Source organism: Bradyrhizobium cenepequi (assembly GCF_020329485.1).
Classification (GTDB): Bacteria; Pseudomonadota; Alphaproteobacteria; order Rhizobiales; family Xanthobacteraceae; genus Bradyrhizobium; species Bradyrhizobium cenepequi.
On record NZ_JAGKJI010000002.1, the window covers coordinates 220,473 to 238,715 of the forward strand.

The window sequence follows — 18,243 nt, forward strand, 5'->3', positions numbered from 1 at the left end:
ACCGTGATGCTTTCTACACGCTTTAACCGCTGGACGATTGCTGCTCTCAGCCTGGCCATGCTCGCCGCACCTGGCGTACTCCATGCGCAGACGCCGGATCATCCTTCAGACAACACGGCGCAGTTTCCGACCAAGAACGACCTGAAATCGCTGACTACGTCCGGCAGCTATCTCGCCGCCCGCCACGCCAGCGTCGAGCGCGATGCCGCGTCCGCTGCAGCATTTTACCGCTCAGCGCTCCGCACAGATCCCAAGAACAACGAGCTGCTCGACCGCGCCTTCATCTCCTCGCTGGCGGAAGGCGATATCGACGAGGCTGTCAAGCTGGCTGACCGCATCCTCGCGCAGGACAAGTCGAACCGCGTGGCGCGGCTTGTCGTCGGCGTACGCGATTTGAAGCTGAAGAAATACACGGCCGCTCAGATCAACGTCAACCAGTCGATCCGCGGACCGATCACCGACCTGGTTGCGACGCTGCTGGCAAGCTGGGCAAGCTACGGCGCCGGCGACTCCAAGGCGGCAGTCGCCAACATCGACAAGCTCACCGGCCCGGAATGGTATCCGCTGTTCAAGGATCTCCACGCCGGCATGATCCTGGAGCTCGCTGGCAAGGAGAAGGACGCCGGCACCCGCTTCGAGCGCGCCTACAAGCTCGACGATTCCATGCTGCGGATCGTGGACGAATATGCGCGCTGGTCGTCGCGCAACAAGGATGCGGCTGCGGCCGCGTCCCTCTATGAGGCCTTCGACAAGAAGCTGCCGCGCCATCCGCTGGTGCAGGAGGGCATCCGCCAGACCAAGGCCGGCAAGAAACTGTCGCCGCTGGTCGATTCAGCGCAGGCCGGTGCGGCCGAAGCGCTCTACGGCATCGGCGCGACGCTGACGCGCCGCGGTGGCGAGGATCTGGCGCTGGTCTATCTGCAGCTTGCGCTGTACCTGCAGCCCAGCCATCCGTTGGCGCTGCTCTCGCTCGCGGACCTCTATGAGAGCGTCAAGAAGCCGCAGATGGCGATCAAGATCTATGAGCGCGTGCCGGCCTCATCGCCGCTGAAGCGCAACGCGCAGATCCAGCTTGCCACCGATCTCGATGCCGCCGACCGCAGCGAGGAGGCGATCAAGATCCTGAAGGAGCTTACCGCCGAATCAAAGGACATCGAGGCCATCATGGCGCTCGGCAATATCGAGCGTGGCCGCAAGAAATTCGCCGATTGCGCTGGCACCTATACGCAGGCAATCGACGCGATGCCGGCGGCGAGTGACAAGAACGCCTGGGTCACCCACTACTATCGCGGCATCTGCGAGGAGCGCTCCAAGCAGTGGAGCAAGGCCGAAGCCGACATGCGCAAGGCGCTGGAGATGCAGCCCGAGCAGCCGCACGTGCTGAACTATCTCGGCTATTCCTGGATCGATCAGGGCATCAATCTCGACGAGGGCATGAAGATGATCAAGCGTGCCGTCGAGCAGCGCCCCGACGACGGCTACATCGTGGATTCCCTTGGCTGGGCCTATTACCGCATCGGCAATTACGACGAGGCGGTGAAGCAGCTCGAGCGGGCGATCGACCTCAAGCCGGAAGATCCGACCATCAACGACCATCTCGGCGACGCCTATTGGCGGGTCGGCCGGACGCTGGAAGCCAAGTTCCAGTGGGCACATGCGCGCGACCTCAAGCCCGAGGCCGAAGAACTGCCGAAGATCGAAGCCAAGCTCGAGAACGGCCTGCCGGAGGACACCCCTAATAACGCTGCTGCCGTCGAGAAGAAGAAAGAAGACGGCAAGGGCGGCGGATGAGGCTGATCGGTTGGTGGTTGCTTCTGGGGGTAGTTAGCCGATGCCGGCGCTAGTTGAAGACGCGCGTGCCAAGGTCAACCTGACGCTGCGGGTGGTCGGGCGGCGCGTCGACGGCTATCACGACCTCGAAAGCGTTGTGGCATTCGCCGATTGCGCCGATCGCCTGACGCTGACGCCCGGCGAAGAGCTCGAGCTTACGACCTTGGGGCCGATGGCGGAGGCCTGCGGCGAGACCGCTGATAATCTCGTGCTGAAGGCCGCGCGGCTGCTCGGCGAGCGCGTTCCCGATCTGAAGACCGGCCGCTTTGCGCTGGAGAAAGTGTTGCCGGTGGCCGCCGGGATCGGCGGCGGGTCGGCGGATGCCGCAGCGGCGTTGCGGCTGCTGGCGCGCCTCAACGGTCTCGCCCTCGACGACGACCGCCTGCGCGACGTCGCGCTGCAAACCGGCGCCGACGTGCCGGTCTGCGTCGCCTCGTACGCCTGCGACATGACAGGGGTCGGCGAGACGCTGATGCCGTTGAACTTGCCGAAGATGCCTTGCGTGCTGGTCAACCCGCGGATTCCCGTCGCCACCAAGGACGTGTTCGCGGAGCTTGGCTTGCGTCCTGGCGACCTCCTGGTCGGCGCCACCGACGTGGTGTTGCAGGCGCCGCCCTGGCCGGAGCAGGGCGGCTCGCTCGATGAGTGGGTCGAGGCCTTTGCCGCCAGCTCGAATGATCTGGAAGCGCCGGCGGTACGCATTCAGCCCGTGATCGGCGAGGTGATCGCGGCGCTCAACGCCACCAATGGTGCCTGGCTCGCGCGAATGTCCGGTTCGGGCGCCACATGCTTTGCGATCTACGAGAACACCGCCGACGCCCAGCGCGCGGCCGAGAAGCTTCGCGGCGAGCACCCGTTGTGGTGGGTGCATTCGGGCCTATTGAGCTGACAACTTGTAGGATGGGTGGAGCGAAGCGAAACCCATCGGTACTTGCGGCACGATGATGGGTTTCGCTGCGCTCTACCATCCTGCGCGTCACTCAGTGCGACCGCGCCAGGCAGAACGCCACGACCTGTTCGAGGGCGGTCTTCATCGGCGAGGCCGGAAACAGCGCCAGCGCGTCGACGGCCATGGCGCCGTAGTGCTGGGCGCGGGTCAAAGTGTCCTCGAGCGTGCGGTGCTTCGTCATCAAGCCGATGGCGTGGTCGAGATCGCCGCCGCGGATTTCGCCGTGCTCCAGCGCCCGGACCCAGAACTCGCGTTCGCTGTCATTGCCGCGGCGGAAGGCGAGCACCACCGGCAGCGTGATCTTGCCTTCGCGGAAATCGTCGCCGACGTTCTTGCCGAGCTTGGCGGACTTGCCGCCATAGTCGAGCACGTCGTCGACGAGCTGGAAGGCGATGCCGAGATTCATGCCGACCGAGCGGCACGCGGTCTGCTCCGCCTTCGGCCGGTTGGCGATGACGGGGCCGACCTCGCAGGCGGCGGCGAACAATTCCGCGGTCTTGCCGCGGATCACGGCGAGATATTCATCCTCGGTGGTGGCGGTGTTCTTGGCGGCGGCAAGCTGCATCACCTCGCCCTCGGCGATGGTGGCAGCGGCGGAGGAGAGGATGTCGAGCGCGCGCAGCGAGCCGACCTCGACCATCATGCGAAAGGCCTGGCCGAGCAGGAAATCGCCCACCAGGACACTCGCTTCGTTGCCCCAGAGCATCCGCGCCGACAATTTGCCGCGCCGGAGCTCGCTTTCGTCGACCACGTCGTCATGCAACAGCGTCGCGGTATGCATGAACTCGACGGCCGCCGCCAGCTTGATGTGACCGTCGCTGGAATAGCCGGAGAGCTGGGCCATCGCCAATGTCAGCATCGGCCGCAGGCGTTTTCCCCCGGAGGAGATCAGGTGGTTGGCGACCTCCGGGATCATGGTGACCTCGGAGCCGGTCCGCGCCAGAATGGTCGCATTGACGCGTTCCATGTCGGTGGCAACCAGGGCGACCAGCGGGTCTATCGAAGCGTTTGACGGGTTTTCAAAGGGGACAATAACCGCCACGCTGGTCTCCAAATTTGCCGAAATCACACTATCCTAGGGCGTGATCCGGCAAATCGATCACTGCGCCTGAAGACTACAATAGAAACTGCGCGCTGGGGCGGCAAGAGTATGAACCTGTTGACATCTGTCGCATGGTCTGCGCTGGGCTGAACATGGAGAACGAACACTTGCGGGAATTGATCCGAACCAACGACATGGTGCTGGTGTCCGCGATCACCGCATTGCTCGACGGCGCCAATATCCACCACCTGGTGCTGGACCAGAACATGAGCATCATCGAGGGGTCGCTCGGTATCCTCCCGCGGCGCATCCTGGTCCATGAGGACGACAACCGCGCGGCGCGCGAGCTGCTCGCCGATGCGGGTTACGCGCATGAATTGCGCGCCGATGAGTGAAGATATCACCGAGGACGCATTTCTCGGCGGACGATTGCTGCTCCGACAGCCCAAGTCCGGCCACCGCGCCGGACATGACGCCATGCTGCTCGCTGCCGCCACGCGCGCGCGTCGGGGCGACTGCGTGGCCGACCTCGGCGCGGGCGTCGGCGCCGCCGGCCTTGCAGTGGCCAAACGCGTTGCCGGCATCGACCTGATGCTGATCGAGATCGACGCGCAGCTCGCGGCACTGGCGCGCGCGAACGCCGCCGCCAATGCGATTGCCGCCGACGTGATCGTGCTCGACGTCGAAGCATCGGCGGAAGCGTTTGCCGCCGCCCGCCTGCCGCCTGACAGCGTCGATGTCGTGCTGATGAATCCGCCGTTTAATGATTTGAGGCGCCACCGCGCTTCGCCGGACCGGGCGCGCGAGGTCGCGCATGTGGCCTCAGTGACGACCTTGCAGGGCTGGACCCATGCCGCGCGGCGCATCCTGAAATCGGGTGGAGGATTGACGCTGATCTGGCGTGCCGATGGCATTGCCGAGGTGCTGGCCGCGCTCGATCGCGGATTCGGCAGCCTTGAGATCCTTCCTGTTCACGCCGATGTGACCGCGGTGGCCGGCCGCATCCTCGTTCGCGCGGTCAAGGGCGGGCGTGCGCCGACGCGACTTCATGCCGCGCTGGTGCTCAATGACGAGCAAGGCGTGCCTATTAAAGAGGTTCAGGAGAGCCTGATGGGGAAGGGGATATTGCTGCTCGCCGAGTGAGGATGCTGTGCTGGGCCGCGGACGTGGTCTCTACTGCTGCGGGAGCGTATCCGACTGCCGTTCGGGTGTCGCGGTGAAGTGGACCGCCGCGAGCAGGGTACCGATCAGCAAAATCAGCAGATAGATTTTCATCTTGCTCTCCGCTGCGCGATTGCAGCTAGAACACCGCGAGGCAAGCGGCGTTCCACCACCAGTGGATGACAGTGGCGGGATAAAAAACGGTTAATTCGAGGTAACGGGAATGAGTGAACAAAGAATTGATCGCCCCGGACTGCCGGGTCTCCTTGAGAGGCTCGAGGGCTGGCTCCCGGCGCGGCTGCGGCGCGGCATGGCCGTGGTGCCGGTGGTGCGACTGTCGGGCGTGATCGGCGCGGTGACGCCGCTGCGGCCCGGCATGACGCTCACCGGTATCGCGAAAACGCTCGAACGCGCATTCGCGATCCGCAATGCCAAAGCGGTGGCGCTGGTGATCAATTCGCCTGGCGGCTCGCCGGTGCAGTCGCGCCAGATCTATTTGCGGATCCGGCAGCTCGCCGCCGAAAAGAAGCTGCCGGTCCTGGTGTTCGTCGAGGATGTTGCGGCCTCCGGCGGCTACATGATCGCCTGTGCGGGTGATGAGATCTTCTGCGACCCGTCGTCGATCCTCGGCTCGATCGGGGTGGTCGGCGGCAGCTTCGGTTTCCAGGAACTGATCCGCAAAATCGGCGTCGAGCGGCGGCTCTATACCGCGGGCGAGCACAAGGCGATGCTCGATCCGTTCCTGCCCGAGAAGCCCGAAGAGGTGGCGAGGCTCAAGACGATCCAGCGCGAGATCCACGAGATCTTCATCGCGCTGGTCAAGCAGAGCCGGGGAGCGCGGCTGAAAGGCGCCGACGACTTCCTCTTTACCGGCGAATATTGGGCCGGCGAAACCTCTGTCACGCTCGGCTTGGCCGATGGGATCGGCGACCTCCGCTCGACGCTCCGCGCCCGCTATGGCGAGAAGGTGCTGACGCCGGTGATCGCCCCTGCAAGCGGGCTGTTGTCGGGACTTCTGGGCAGGCGGTCGCCCGGCGCAGGTTCGCTGGGCGCGCTGGATGGGCTCGGAGGGCTGCCGGATGATCTGATCTCGGCGCTGGAGACGCGGGCGATCTGGGCCAAATTCGGGTTTTGACATCACTCTTTCCGCGCCATTTGGTCCCAAAAGGTTGATTGCGGCGCACCCCGGCTTCGGCGACAATGTACCCATTGGGGGCCCGACAGGTGAACGACAAGGATCGACCGATGCCACCGCTGATCGCTTTCGCGGGTGTTTTGGGTGGGCTCGCCGTGGTCCGCTGGGCCTATCGCACGGCGCTGCGGGTCAACGAGGAACTGGAAGAGGCGCGTCGCGCCCGCATGGCCGAGGCTATGAGCCGGAGCGAGATTCCGACGCTTCGCCGCGACCCCGTCACCGGCGCCTACCGGCCGGGCTAGGCTCCCCCTCATCCTGAGGAGCGGGCGCGAGCCCGCGTCTCGAAGGATGGCCCCGGGCGAGATCCGGGCCTCATGGTTCGAGACGCGCGAAGACGCGCTCCTCACCATGAGGGACTAAGGTCCTCCTTCGCCTTGATTCCCTGTCTCCCCACCGATACGGTCCGCGCGCTTTCAAACCCCTCATCGCGAGACCGATGCCGACGATGGATTCCCTGCCTGCCCATATGCGCCCGGAACGTTCGTTCCAGGGACTGATCCTGACGCTGCAGCGCTACTGGGCGGATTACGGCTGCGTGATCCTGCAACCCTATGACATGGAAGTCGGCGCCGGCACCTTCCATCCCGCCACGACGCTGCGCGCGCTGGGGCCGAAGCGCTGGAACGCGGCCTATGTGCAGCCCTCGCGCCGGCCGAAGGACGGCCGCTATGGCGAGAACCCCAACCGTCTCCAGCACTATTACCAGTTCCAGGTGATCCTGAAGCCGTCGCCGCCTGACATCCAGGAGCTCTATCTGAAATCGCTCGCCGCGATCGGCGTCGACTCCGCGCTGCACGACATTCGCTTTGTCGAGGACGACTGGGAGAGCCCGACGCTCGGGGCGTGGGGCCTGGGCTGGGAATGCTGGTGCGACGGCATGGAGGTGTCGCAGTTCACTTACTTTCAGCAGGTCGCGGGCGTCGAATGCGCGCCGGTGGCGGGCGAACTCACCTATGGGCTCGAGCGGCTGGCGATGTATGTGCAGGGCGTCGACCGCGTCTACGACCTCAACTTCAACGGCCGCGAGGGCGCCGAGAAGGTGGGCTATGGCGACGTCTTCCTGCAGGCCGAGCAGGAATATTCGCGGCACAATTTCGAGATTGCCGACACCGCGATGCTGTTCGAGCAGTTCAGGATGGCGGAGGAAGCCTGCAAGAAGTATCTCGCGGCCGGCTGGCGCGAGGGGAGCAACCAGCGCGAGCACCTGATGGCGCTGCCGGCCTATGACCAGTGCATCAAGGCAAGCCACGTGTTCAACCTCCTGGATGCGCGCGGCGTGATCTCGGTGACGGAGCGGCAGAGCTACATCCTGCGGGTGCGCGACTTGGCGAAGGCCTGCGGCGAAGCCTGGGTGCACACCGAAGCCGGCAGGGCCGCGTGATGCCTGATCTCCTGCTCGAACTGTTTTCCGAGGAAATCCCCGCGCGCATGCAGGCGAAGGCGGCGGACGATCTGCGCCGCATGGTGACTGACAAGCTCGTCGCCGAGGGATTGGTGTACGAGGGCGCCAGGGCGTTCGCGACGCCGCGGCGGCTGGCGCTTATTGTGCACGGCATTCCGGCGCGGCAGCCCGATCTGAAGGAAGAGCGCCGCGGCCCGCGCGTCGGCGGGGCCGAGCCCGCGATCCAGGGATTTTTGAAAGCCACCGGGCTATCCTCGATCAGCGAGGCCAAGATTCAGAGCGACAAGAAGGGCGATTTCTACATCGCGCTGCTCGAGAAGCCGGGCCGGCCCGCGCTCGACGTGCTCGCCGAGATCCTGCCTGTGATCGTCCGAACCTTCCCCTGGCCGAAATCGATGCGCTGGGGCGCGCGTTCGGCGAGGCCCGGCGCGCTGACCTGGGTGCGCCCGCTGCACGCGATCACCGCCACCTTCGGTCCGGAGACCGAGGAGCCCGACGTCGTGCAATTCTCGGTCGACGGCATCGAAGCGGGGCAGACCACGTTCGGCCACCGCTTCATGGCACCTAACGCGATCTCCGTGCGCCATTTTCATGACTACGAGGCCAAGCTGCAGGCGGCCAAGGTCGTGCTCGATCCGCGGGCGCGCAAGGACATGATCCTCGCCGATGCAAAGACGCTGGCGCAGGCGCAGAACTTTGAGCTGATCGAGGACCAGGGGCTGCTGGATGAGGTCGCCGGCCTCGTCGAATGGCCGGTGCCCCTGATGGGCTCGTTCGATGAGGAATTCCTGTCGATCCCGGACGAGGTGATCCGCGCCACCATCCGCAACAACCAGAAATGCTTCGTGGTCAGCGATCCCAACACGGACAAGCTGACCAACAAGTTCATCCTCACCGCCAACATCGAGGCCACCGACGGCGGCAAGGCCATCGTCGCCGGCAACGAGCGCGTGATCCGCGCGCGGCTGAGTGATGCGAAGTTCTTCTACGAGACGGACCTGAAGACCAGGCTCGAAGACCGGCTGCCGAAGTTCGACCACATCGTGTTCCACGAGAAGCTGGGTACCCAGGGCGAGCGCATCAAGCGGATCGAGCGATTGGCCGCGGAGATCGCGCCACTGGTCGGCGCCGACATCGAGAAGACGAAACGCGCGGCGCGTCTGGCGAAGGCGGATTTGCTGACGGAAGTCGTCGGCGAATTCCCGGAGCTGCAGGGCCTGATGGGGAAATACTACGCGCTTGCGCAAGGCGAGGATGCGTCAGTCGCGGCGGCGAGCGAGGACCACTACAAGCCGCAAGGACCTGCGGACCGCGTGCCGACCGACCCGGTGAGTGTCGCGGTCGCGCTGGCGGACAAGATCGATACGCTGGTTGGCTTCTGGGCGATCGACGAGAAGCCGACGGGGAGCAAGGACCCGTATGCGCTGAGGCGCGCGGCCTTAGGGGCGATTAGGCTCATTGCCGAAAATGAGCTTCGTCTCTCGGTCCTGGAAGTGACAAACTCGGCGCTTGGCAGCTTGCTTGAGAAGCGTCCGAAGGAAGCAATTATCGACGACCTTCCGTCGGACCTTCTCGCCTTCTTCGCCGACCGCCTGAAGGTCCAGCTTCGCGATCAAGGTGCGCGGCATGATCTTGTCGACGCCGTGTTCTCGCTCGGTGGGCAGGATGACCTTCTGCTCGTCGTTCGTCGCGTCGAGGCGCTTGGCAAATTCCTTGACACCGACGATGGCAAGAACCTGCTTGCGGGCACCAAGCGCGCGGGCAACATCCTTGCGATCGAGGAAAAGAGGGACAAGCGCACATTCGACGGCGCGCCCGACCCGTCGCTTTATCGGCGGGATGAAGAGAAGGCGCTGGCGAAAGCGATCGATCAGGTGAAGCGCGAGGCAAGTAATGCGGTGGCGCGCGAGGACTTCGCCGGCGCGATGAGCGCGCTAGCGAAGCTGCGGCCGGCGGTGGATGCGTTCTTCGACAAGGTCAAGGTCAATGACGACGACCTGAAGGTGCGCGAGAACCGGCTGAAGGTGTTGAATGAAATTCGCGCGGCGACGCGGGCGGTAGCGGATTTCTCGAAGATCCAGGATTGAGCCTGATGCTGGTCATTCCGGGCCTTCCGAAAGGACGAGCCCGGAATCCATCGGGCGGCAGAGTACGCGGTGAAATGGATTCCGGGCTCGCGCTTCGCGCGCTCCGGAATGACGGCGGGGGGCGACGGCGTGTCCGCCAGAAATATCCCGCAACATTTACCCCCTGTTAACCACGTCCTGCGAAGGTCGCGCCGGGTGAACGGTTTCTTAAGACATCACCCCACGCGCAAATGCAGGAATTTCCCGATGACCTCCATCGGCACGGCGCTCAATCCTTACGCCCAGGTTGGTTCGGCCTATGCGCGGGCCGCGGCGACGCCGTCGCTGGCATCGACACTATCCAACGACACCGCGAACAATGATCCGCTCGGAGGAAGTGCGACCAACCTGACCTTGTCGGAAGCGGCCCGCGCGCAGCTCGCCAAGGCATCGCCGATCGATTTCACGATAGTCACGAATGACGCGCGCGCGACCCTCGACCGGCTCTATACGGCAGCCGGCGTGAAGGGACCGCTGGTCGATGGCAAGACGACGATCGACCTCTCGACGTTGGATCGTCGCTCGCTGTTTGCGATCTCGACCAACAATGGCGGCAAGTTCATCCCCGATGAACAGGCGGTGGCGGCGGGCGAGTTGAAGCAGCGCTTCGATGCTGCGCTGGCGCCGTCGCTGGCGACCACGCGCCTGACCGGCGACTACAATGTCAGCTACAAGGCGGCGCTGGATTATCTCGATGGCGCAAGTCCCGAAGAGAAGGCAACGGCGACCTGGGCGGCGCAGCGCGCCGCGGTGCTCAAAGGCTATCAGGCAACGCAGCAGGACCCGACGGTCGCGCCAAAGGGGATTCCCGGCGATCCGGTCGCGCCCGCGCTCGCCGGCACGGTCACGCCTACGCCGAACAAGAGCCGTGACTTCGGCGATATCGCCAGCGACGTGCGCGGGTTCCTCGACCGCCAGAAGAGCGAGGCGGCGAGCAACGGCAAGGAGTTGGTCTATGATCCCAGGCGCAAGACCGGACAATTGGCCGACTTGTCCTCGCTCGACAACCGCTCGCTGTCGGCGATCACGCTGAACCAGGACAATCGCTTCTCCGGCGAGGAGATCTATGCGGCCAAGCAGGAATTGAGTGCGCGGACACGCGCCTCCGTGCTCGACGCACTGAAGCAGAGCCAATCGACCGGCGATCCGCGCCAGCTCAGCCTCGGCATCCTGAAAGCCTATTCCTCGATGAGCTCCGAAGAGCGCCTGGCGACGAATTGGACGCCTGAATTCCAGGATGCCGCGATCAAGAACTACAAGTCGACATCGACGCTGCTCTCGATGCTGCGAGGGTAATCCAACAAAGCAAAGCCCCGCCTGGAGGGGAGGGCCAGGCGGGGCTCTTGGGTCCGGTCGCGGTCGCGCACATCCGCTTGCGCGGCGCCCGGACTACTCGCTCACGTCCGAAGCTGGTGGACCACTAGTCGATCACCTGAACGATGCGACGCGAGCGTGGCTCGACCAGCACGGTCTCGCCGTTCACGACGGTGTAGCGATAGGGCGTTCCGCCGAAGCGCTGCGGCACGTCGTAGACTGTCACGCCGGTATCGGGCAGCACAGTGCCGACCACGACGCGATCCGGAATCGTGTAATTCGGCACGCGTTCGCGCACGATATACTCGCGGAACGCAGGCTGCTGCTCGGCCGTGATCCCGCCCCCTTCTTCAACTACGACAGTGTTACCGCCGACCACGCCGGTGGTCGTGCCTTGCGCCTGCGCCGCGACCGGTGCACTGATCGCGCATGCCATCGCTGTAGCGGCAAGTAATCGGTTTCGCATGGCTCACTCCTTCGCGACGATTTTGCTTTAGGGCGGGTCTCCTTCGAGATGCCACCGAGTGCCGGCTTTTTGCCGATGCACAATGCGGGGCCAATGCATCGCTCGCGCCGATGTTCCGCAAAAAGCGCGGCCGTATCCGCGGCAATTTTGAGCAGTTTTCGTGAATGGCGGAACCGATTGAACGGCCGGGCGTCTCTAATTTTGGGTCGTATTGGCGGGTCGGGCGGGACCGCCGGTTTGACGCGTTCTCTTCATACGAAACCGGTACCACTTCGCTCGAAAACGCTATCCCGGTACAATGCCCACCTCGATTCGATTTCCCGAACAAATCCGCCGGAGCTTCTTCAAATGATCATCACCGCTGCGCATATTCCTGCCATCGTGGCCCTGATCGCAGGCATTCTGATCCTGATCATGCCGCGGTTGCTGAACTTCATCGTCGCGATCTACCTGATCTTCGTGGGCCTGATCGGCATGGGGCTTTTACGCTGGTTTCATTTGTAGGATCGAAAGCCCGTTCGCAGCTTGCGCCCGACACACCAAAGTGGTGTAAGGCGCGCATCTTCTTCTTGCCCCTCTATCCGGATTGTTGAAAGCCATGGCCAAAGCCGTCGCGAAGTCCAAGAAAGCAGCAGAGAAAATCGCAGCGAAATCAAAGCCCTCCGCCCCGGCCCGCAAGGCCGCCCCGGCGGCGCGACAGGCGCTGAAGAAGAGCGCGGCAAAAATGGCGGCAAAGGCTCCAGTCAAGGCCCCCGCAAAGGCTCCTGCCAAGGCGGCGGTTAAAGCCCCCGCCAAGCCGGCAGTGAAGTCCGTGACCAAGGCGCCGGCGCCAAAGCCGGCCGCATCGGCGATCAAGCCCAACAAATGGGTCTTTACCTTCGGCGACGGCAAGGCCGAGGGCAAAGCCGATATGCGCGATCTGCTCGGCGGCAAGGGCGCCAACCTCGCCGAGATGGCCAATCTGGGCCTGCCGGTGCCGCCCGGCTTCACGATCCCGACCTCGGTCTGCACCTATTTCTATGAGCATGAGAAGACCTATCCGAAGGAGCTCAAGGCGCAGGTCGAGAAGGCGCTTGATTATGTCGGCAAGTTGACCGGCAAGATCTTCGGCGACGCCAAGAACCCGCTCCTGGTCTCGGTGCGCTCCGGCGCCCGCGCCTCGATGCCGGGCATGATGGACACGGTTCTCAACCTCGGGTTGAACGATCAGACCGTAGAGGCATTGGCCGATCTCTCCGGCGACCGCCGCTTCGCCTATGATAGCTACCGCCGCTTCATCACGATGTATTCGGACGTGGTGCTCGGCTTCGAGCATCATCACTTCGAAGAGATCCTCGACAGCTTCAAGGACAGCCAGGGCTACTCGCTGGACACCGACCTGACAGGCGACGACTGGGTCGAGCTGGTCGGCAAGTACAAGGAAGCCGTCGAGCGCGAGACCGGCCATCCGTTCCCGCAGGATCCGCACGACCAGTTGTGGGGCGCGATCGGCGCGGTGTTCTCCTCGTGGATGAACGCGCGCGCGGTCACTTACCGCAAGCTGCACGATATTCCGGAGTCGTGGGGCACGGCCGTCAACGTGCAGGCCATGGTGTTCGGCAATATGGGCGAGACGTCGGCGACCGGCGTCGCCTTCACCCGCAACCCCTCGACCGGCGAAAGCAAGCTCTACGGCGAATTCCTGATCAACGCGCAGGGCGAGGATGTCGTGGCCGGCATCCGCACGCCGCAGGACATCACCGAGTACGCGCGTCAGGAGAGCGGCTCCGACAAGCCGTCGATGGAAACCGCGATGCCCGACGCCTTCAAGGAGCTGACGCGGATCTATACGCTGCTCGAAAAGCACTACCGCGACATGCAGGACATGGAATTCACGGTCGAGCAGGGCAAGCTGTGGATGCTGCAGACTCGCGGCGGCAAGCGTACGGCAAAGGCGGCGCTGCGCATCGCCGTCGAGCTCGCCAATGAGGGCCTGATCTCGAAAGAAGATGCGGTGACGCGGATCGATCCGGCTTCGCTCGATCAATTGCTGCACCCGACCATCGACCCGGCGGCGGAGCGCGATATCATCTGCACCGGCCTGCCGGCCTCGCCCGGTGCGGCGTCCGGCGAGATCGTGTTCTCCTCCGACGAAGCGGCCAAGCTGCAGGCCGATGGCCGCAAGGTCATTCTCGTCCGTATCGAGACCAGCCCGGAAGACATCCACGGCATGCATGCGGCCGAGGGCATCCTGACCACCCGCGGCGGCATGACCTCGCATGCCGCGGTGGTGGCGCGCGGCATGGGCAAGCCCTGCGTCTCCGGCTGCGGCGCCATCCGCGTCGATTATGGCCGCGGCACGATGAGTGTGGGCTCGCGCACTTTCAAGGCCGGCGACGTCATCACCATCGATGGCGGGATCGGCCAGGTGCTGGCCGGGCGCATGCCGATGATCGAGCCGGAGCTGTCCGGCGAGTTCGGCACGCTGATGGGCTGGGCCGACGATGTGCGCCGGCTGCGCGTCCGCGTCAACGGCGACACGCCCGAGGATGCACGTACCGCGGTGAAATTCGGCGCCGAGGGCATCGGTCTCTGCCGCACCGAGCACATGTTCTTCGAGGAGACGCGCATCCGCACGGTGCGTGAGATGATCCTGTCGGAAGACGAGCAATCGCGCCGCGCCGCGCTGTCGAAGCTGCTGCCGATGCAGCGCGCCGACTTCGTCGAGCTGTTCGAGATCATGAAAGGCCTGCCGGTCACGATCCGCCTGCTCGATCCGCCGCTGCATGAGTTCCTGCCGCACACCCAGGCCGAGATCGAGGAAGTCGCGCGCGCGATGAATACCGATCCGCGCCGCCTTGCCGACCGTGCCCGCGAACTGGCCGAGTTCAACCCGATGCTCGGCTTCCGCGGTTGCCGTCTGGCGATCGCCTATCCCGAAATCGCCGAGATGCAGGCGCGTGCGATCTTCGAAGCCGCGGTCGAAGCCGGCAAGCGCACCGGCAAGGCTGTCGGGCTCGAGGTGATGGTGCCGCTGATCGCCACCAAGGCCGAGTTCGATCTGGTGAAGGCGCGGATCGACGCCACCGGGCATGCCGTGATGAAGGAGACCGGCGCCAAGCTGACCTACCAGGTTGGCACCATGATCGAGCTGCCGCGCGCCTGCCTGATGGCCGGCCAGGTCGCCGAGACCGCCGAGTTCTTCTCGTTCGGCACCAACGACCTGACTCAGACCACCTACGGCATCAGCCGCGACGACGCCGCCAGCTTCCTCGGCACTTATATCGCCAAGGGTATCCTCGAGATCGACCCCTTCATTTCGGTCGATCGCGACGGCGTCGGCGAATTGGTCAGGATCGGTGTGGAGCGCGGCCGCAAGACGCGTCCCAACCTGAAGGTCGGCATCTGCGGCGAGCACGGCGGCGATCCTGCCTCCGTGGCGTTCTGCCACGAGGTCGGGCTCGACTATGTCTCCTGCTCGCCCTACCGCGTGCCGATCGCGCGGCTGGCCGCAGCCCAAGCGGCGCTCGGCAAGGCAATCGCCAGCCAGGCGTGACGCATTCGTTCGGCAACTTTCGACGCGGAGCGGCTTTGGAGTAACCTCTCCCGCTTGCGGGAGAGGTCGGCGCACCCGGATCGGCGCTTCGCGCCGTCCGAGTACAGGCTCCGCGCCGGGTGAGGGCTCTTTCCACACGAAGAGTCCTGCCGTGGAAAGAGCTCTCACCCTAGCCCTCTCCCGCAAGCGGGAGAGGGGGTGCAGTGTCGAGCGCGGACGCACTTCAATCTCGTCGCTTCATGAGCTGGCAAGAAATGGCCGGGATTTTCCCGGCCATTTCTTTTTTCTCGCAACGTGCAACGGACGGTCCCGCAGCGCGCGGACAAGGAAAGATGCGTTACAGCCGTAACTCAACTTTCCGCGAGATGAAATCCAACTGTAACCCGCGCTCACAATCCTCTGCCAGTAAAGTGAGGTTGGCATGGCGTGCTTCAAGTTGTTTTTGCGTCTTCAATTGGGATCAGCGCGGCGTCGGTGCTATGGCGGGCGAGCGTCAGGATCGGGGCCTGATGGGAAGTGACGCTTCTATCACGGCTGCTTGTGCTGGTGGCTGTCGCCCTGCTGCCGGCAATAGCGATCCAAGCATATAATGAATTCGACCTGCGTCGCGCCCGTCAGATCGAGGTGCAGAACCAGGCGCTCAATCTGGCCGAACTTGCCGCCGCGGAGCAACAGCAGATCGTTCAGGGAATTCATCAGGTCCTGATCACGCTGTCGGAGTTGCCGTCGATCAAGGCAAAGGACAGCGAGTCATGCAACGCCTATATGGGTGCGATAAAGCAGCGATTCCCGGCCTTCCTCACCATCGTCGTCACCGATATGAACGGCGTCACCTTCTGCACCCCCGACAACAATCGCAAGCCGGTCGATGTCTCGAGAAGGGCCTACTTCGCCAACCTGCGGAAAACCGGCGCATTCTCCGTCGGCGAATTCTCGCTTGGCCTGTCATCCGGTCGAAAGGCCATTCAGTTTGCATTGCCGTTCTACGAACAGGACGGACAGATGGGCGGCGCCATCATCGCGACCCTCAGCCTGGATTGGCTCGCCGACTACATTGCGCGAAAGGGCGCTCCAGCGGGAGCTGCGCTTGGAATCATGGACCGCAACGGCAGATATCTTGCCCGCTATCCCGACAACGCACGCTTTGTCGGGCGGACCCTGAACGAGGGGCATGATCCACACGTTGAGAAATCGGGCGCGGTCGACGCCATGGATATCGACGGCGTGGAGCGGATCGTCGGCTATGCGGCCCTGCCGGACAACTCCGGAGGCCTTCTGATCAGCTTTGGCCTGGACAAGAACCGGGCATTCACCGCGATCCAACACGGCACGCAGCGAGGTATCTTCCTGATCATCCTGAGCACTGCGCTGGTGCTGATCCTGACATCGTTGGGTGCTCGGCGATTCATCCGTCGTCCGCTTGGGCAATTGGTCGACGCCGCCAATCAATGGCGGCTCGGCGATTTTACCCGGCGGGTGGACATCCCCGGCACTTCCGAGATCGCGCGGGTCGCCGATGCATTCAACACCATGGCCGATGCGCTGGAACAGCGCGAGCACGAACTGTCCGACGCGAGGAAGAAAGCGGAAGAGGCCGCGGCCCGAATCACGATGATCTTCGAGAGCACCACCGACAGCGTGCTGATCGTCGATCGGGACTGGCGCCTCACCTATCTCAACGGGCCGGCCTGGTCAGACATTGCGGAAGGCAAGGATGTCAGGGGCATGACGTTGTCGGAGGCGTTTCCAGACGCTGATGACCTCGATACCACCAACCAGGTCCTCGAGGTGATGTCAAAGCAGAAGCCGGCATTCCTCGAAGTGTTCTGCGCACGTCGACAGGTCTGGTACGCCGTCAATGCGTTTCCCTCCAGTCAGGGGCTTGCGATCTTTCTCCGCGACATCACCGATCACAAGCATGCGGTGGAGGCGCGCCGGCTGATCGAGGAGCAATTCCACCAGAGCCAGAAGATGGAGTCGGTCGGCCAGCTCACCGGCGGCATCGCGCACGACTTCAATAATCTGCTCACGGTGGTCTCGGGCAGCCTGGATCTCATCGAGGATGCCGCCGACCTCTCGAAGATCCGGCAGTATGCCGCGGCGGCGCGGCGCGCCACCCGGCGAGGGGAGAAGCTGACGTCGCAGCTTCTCGCCTTCTCGCGGCGGCAGATACTGAATCCCAAGCTGGTCAACGCGAACCAGCTCATTTGCGAATTCCAGGGACTGATCCAGCAAGCGGTCGGGGGAGGATGCGAGGTCAGGCTGCGGACCGACGAGAAATTGTGGTTGTGCCACGTCGATCCCTCTCTGCTGGAGACCGCTCTCCTCAACCTTGCGATCAATGGGCGCGATGCGATGCCGGACGGCGGCGTGCTTGAGATCGAGACGCAGAATGTCGAACTGGAGCAGGGCGCCGTGGCCGAGTGTTTGGCTGGATCGTATGTAAGGCTGGCGGTTACGGATTCCGGTTGCGGGATGTCGCCCGAAGTGCGGGACAGGATCTTCGAGCCGTTCTTCACGACCAAGGAGGTCGGCAAGGGGACCGGGCTCGGGCTGAGCATGGTCTACGGCTTCGTTCGACAGTCCGGCGGGCGCGTCACTGTCGAAAGCACGCCGGGAGCGGGGACTACGGTCGCGCTCTATCTGCCCAAGGCCGACAAGGCGCCCGATGCGCCGGTGCAGGAACGGAAGGCGCGAGCCATAACGGGAGGTTCGGAGCGGATCCTCGTCGTCGACGACAATGAAGATCTGCTCGAGGTCACCGCGGCGATGTTGAGCTCGTTCGGCTACGAAATTGTCTGCGCCCGCAACGGCCTGGAGGCCCTGAACATGTTGAGGAGCGGCGAGCACTTCGCGCTCCTGTTCAGCGACATCGTGATGCCGAGCGGCATGAACGGCATCGAGCTCGCGCGCGAAGCCAGGCGGCTATCCAAGGACATCAAGATCCTGCTCACCTCCGGCTATGCGGGGGATGCATTAGAGCGACATCACGCCGTGGACGAGTTTCCGATCATTGAGAAGCCGTTCCATGTCGCCGACCTGGCTCGCCGCCTGCAGACACTCTTGCGCGAAACGTAGGATCGCGTCGCGCTTGCAAGAAATTCTTCACCACGTTCGTTGACCTCACATTTACCACTTTCGTCCGCGAGGCATTTACCAAAGCATTCGATGCGTCGCGCAAAATCTCTGCGATTTCTTGCCTGTAGCGCGCAAGTCACGCCGA

At 63.9% G+C, this 18,243-nt stretch carries 14 protein-coding genes; 12 read left to right on the forward strand and 2 right to left on the reverse strand.

Annotation, left to right across the window (positions count from 1 at the left end):
- Positions 1-6: 6 nt before the first annotated feature.
- Both J6497_RS04375 and J6497_RS04380 read left to right on the forward strand, forming a co-directional pair.
- Complete coding sequence (locus J6497_RS04375; protein WP_225702997.1) at positions 7-1,791, forward strand: tetratricopeptide repeat protein; 1,785 nt, start codon at positions 7-9, stop codon at positions 1,789-1,791.
- Positions 1,792-1,831: 40 nt separating this feature from the next.
- Positions 1,832-2,719, forward strand: a complete 888-nt coding sequence (locus tag J6497_RS04380) for a 4-(cytidine 5'-diphospho)-2-C-methyl-D-erythritol kinase (protein ID WP_225702998.1) — start codon at positions 1,832-1,834, stop codon at positions 2,717-2,719.
- A 91-nt stretch (positions 2,720-2,810) separates the two neighbouring features.
- Here the strand turns inward: J6497_RS04380 and J6497_RS04385 are convergent, their stop codons facing one another.
- The gene (locus J6497_RS04385; protein WP_225702999.1) at positions 2,811-3,821 is read right to left on the reverse strand and encodes a polyprenyl synthetase family protein; all 1,011 of its coding nucleotides are present in this window, start codon (positions 3,819-3,821) and stop codon (positions 2,811-2,813) included.
- A gap of 167 nt (positions 3,822-3,988) precedes the next feature.
- Here J6497_RS04385 and J6497_RS04390 point away from each other — a divergent pair, with 167 nt between their 5' ends.
- The 7 genes from J6497_RS04390 (at position 3,989) to J6497_RS04420 (ending at position 11,001) form a co-directional block, all read left to right on the forward strand.
- The gene (locus tag J6497_RS04390) at positions 3,989-4,216 is read left to right on the forward strand and encodes a putative signal transducing protein (protein ID WP_225703000.1); all 228 of its coding nucleotides are present in this window, start codon (positions 3,989-3,991) and stop codon (positions 4,214-4,216) included.
- On the forward strand, positions 4,209-4,964 hold the full coding sequence (locus J6497_RS04395) for a tRNA1(Val) (adenine(37)-N6)-methyltransferase (RefSeq protein WP_225703001.1): 756 nt from the start codon (positions 4,209-4,211) through the stop codon (positions 4,962-4,964). Before J6497_RS04390 ends, J6497_RS04395 begins: the two co-directional genes overlap by 8 nt.
- A gap of 241 nt (positions 4,965-5,205) precedes the next feature.
- Positions 5,206-6,117, forward strand: a complete 912-nt coding sequence (locus J6497_RS04400; RefSeq protein WP_225703002.1) for a S49 family peptidase — start codon at positions 5,206-5,208, stop codon at positions 6,115-6,117.
- Between the two features lie 110 nt (positions 6,118-6,227).
- On the forward strand, positions 6,228-6,419 hold the full coding sequence (locus J6497_RS04405; RefSeq protein ID WP_225703223.1) for a hypothetical protein: 192 nt from the start codon (positions 6,228-6,230) through the stop codon (positions 6,417-6,419).
- 203 nt (positions 6,420-6,622) lie between these two features.
- A complete protein-coding gene (locus J6497_RS04410; RefSeq protein ID WP_225703003.1) occupies positions 6,623-7,558 on the forward strand; it encodes a glycine--tRNA ligase subunit alpha in 936 nt (311 codons plus the stop codon).
- A complete protein-coding gene (glyS, locus tag J6497_RS04415; protein ID WP_225703004.1) occupies positions 7,558-9,666 on the forward strand; it encodes a glycine--tRNA ligase subunit beta in 2,109 nt (702 codons plus the stop codon). Before J6497_RS04410 ends, glyS begins: the two co-directional genes overlap by 1 nt.
- Before the next feature lie 246 nt (positions 9,667-9,912).
- Positions 9,913-11,001, forward strand: a complete 1,089-nt coding sequence (locus J6497_RS04420) for a hypothetical protein (RefSeq protein ID WP_225703005.1) — start codon at positions 9,913-9,915, stop codon at positions 10,999-11,001.
- A gap of 124 nt (positions 11,002-11,125) precedes the next feature.
- Here J6497_RS04420 and J6497_RS04425 read toward each other — a convergent pair whose 3' ends face one another.
- Entirely contained in the window at positions 11,126-11,485 is a 360-nt protein-coding gene (locus J6497_RS04425) for a DUF1236 domain-containing protein (protein ID WP_225703006.1), read from the reverse strand.
- A 348-nt stretch (positions 11,486-11,833) separates the two neighbouring features.
- On the opposite strand from J6497_RS04425, the gene J6497_RS04430 reads away from it, so the two are divergent.
- The 3 genes from J6497_RS04430 to J6497_RS04440 all read left to right on the forward strand — a co-directional run bounded on the left by J6497_RS04430 (position 11,834) and on the right by J6497_RS04440 (position 18,098).
- The gene (locus tag J6497_RS04430; protein WP_225703007.1) at positions 11,834-11,989 is read left to right on the forward strand and encodes a DUF3096 domain-containing protein; all 156 of its coding nucleotides are present in this window, start codon (positions 11,834-11,836) and stop codon (positions 11,987-11,989) included.
- 94 nt (positions 11,990-12,083) lie between these two features.
- Complete coding sequence (ppdK, locus tag J6497_RS04435) at positions 12,084-15,020, forward strand: pyruvate, phosphate dikinase (protein WP_225703008.1); 2,937 nt, start codon at positions 12,084-12,086, stop codon at positions 15,018-15,020.
- 516 nt (positions 15,021-15,536) lie between these two features.
- Entirely contained in the window at positions 15,537-18,098 is a 2,562-nt protein-coding gene (locus J6497_RS04440; RefSeq protein ID WP_225703009.1) for an ATP-binding protein, read from the forward strand.
- Positions 18,099-18,243 lie beyond the last annotated feature (145 nt).

Coding starts and splice junctions, on each gene's coding strand:
- J6497_RS04375 (WP_225702997.1), top strand. CDS start 7: ATGCTTTCTACACGCTTTAACCGCTGGACGATTGCTGCTCTCAGCCTG.
- J6497_RS04380 (WP_225702998.1), top strand. CDS start 1,832: ATGCCGGCGCTAGTTGAAGACGCGCGTGCCAAGGTCAACCTGACGCTG.
- J6497_RS04395 (WP_225703001.1), top strand. CDS start 4,209: ATGAGTGAAGATATCACCGAGGACGCATTTCTCGGCGGACGATTGCTG.
- J6497_RS04400 (WP_225703002.1), top strand. CDS start 5,206: ATGAGTGAACAAAGAATTGATCGCCCCGGACTGCCGGGTCTCCTTGAG.
- J6497_RS04405 (WP_225703223.1), top strand. CDS start 6,228: ATGCCACCGCTGATCGCTTTCGCGGGTGTTTTGGGTGGGCTCGCCGTG.
- J6497_RS04410 (WP_225703003.1), top strand. CDS start 6,623: ATGGATTCCCTGCCTGCCCATATGCGCCCGGAACGTTCGTTCCAGGGA.
- glyS (WP_225703004.1), top strand. CDS start 7,558: ATGCCTGATCTCCTGCTCGAACTGTTTTCCGAGGAAATCCCCGCGCGC.
- J6497_RS04420 (WP_225703005.1), top strand. CDS start 9,913: ATGACCTCCATCGGCACGGCGCTCAATCCTTACGCCCAGGTTGGTTCG.
- J6497_RS04425 (WP_225703006.1), bottom strand. CDS start 11,485: ATGCGAAACCGATTACTTGCCGCTACAGCGATGGCATGCGCGATCAGT.
- J6497_RS04430 (WP_225703007.1), top strand. CDS start 11,834: ATGATCATCACCGCTGCGCATATTCCTGCCATCGTGGCCCTGATCGCA.
- ppdK (WP_225703008.1), top strand. CDS start 12,084: ATGGCCAAAGCCGTCGCGAAGTCCAAGAAAGCAGCAGAGAAAATCGCA.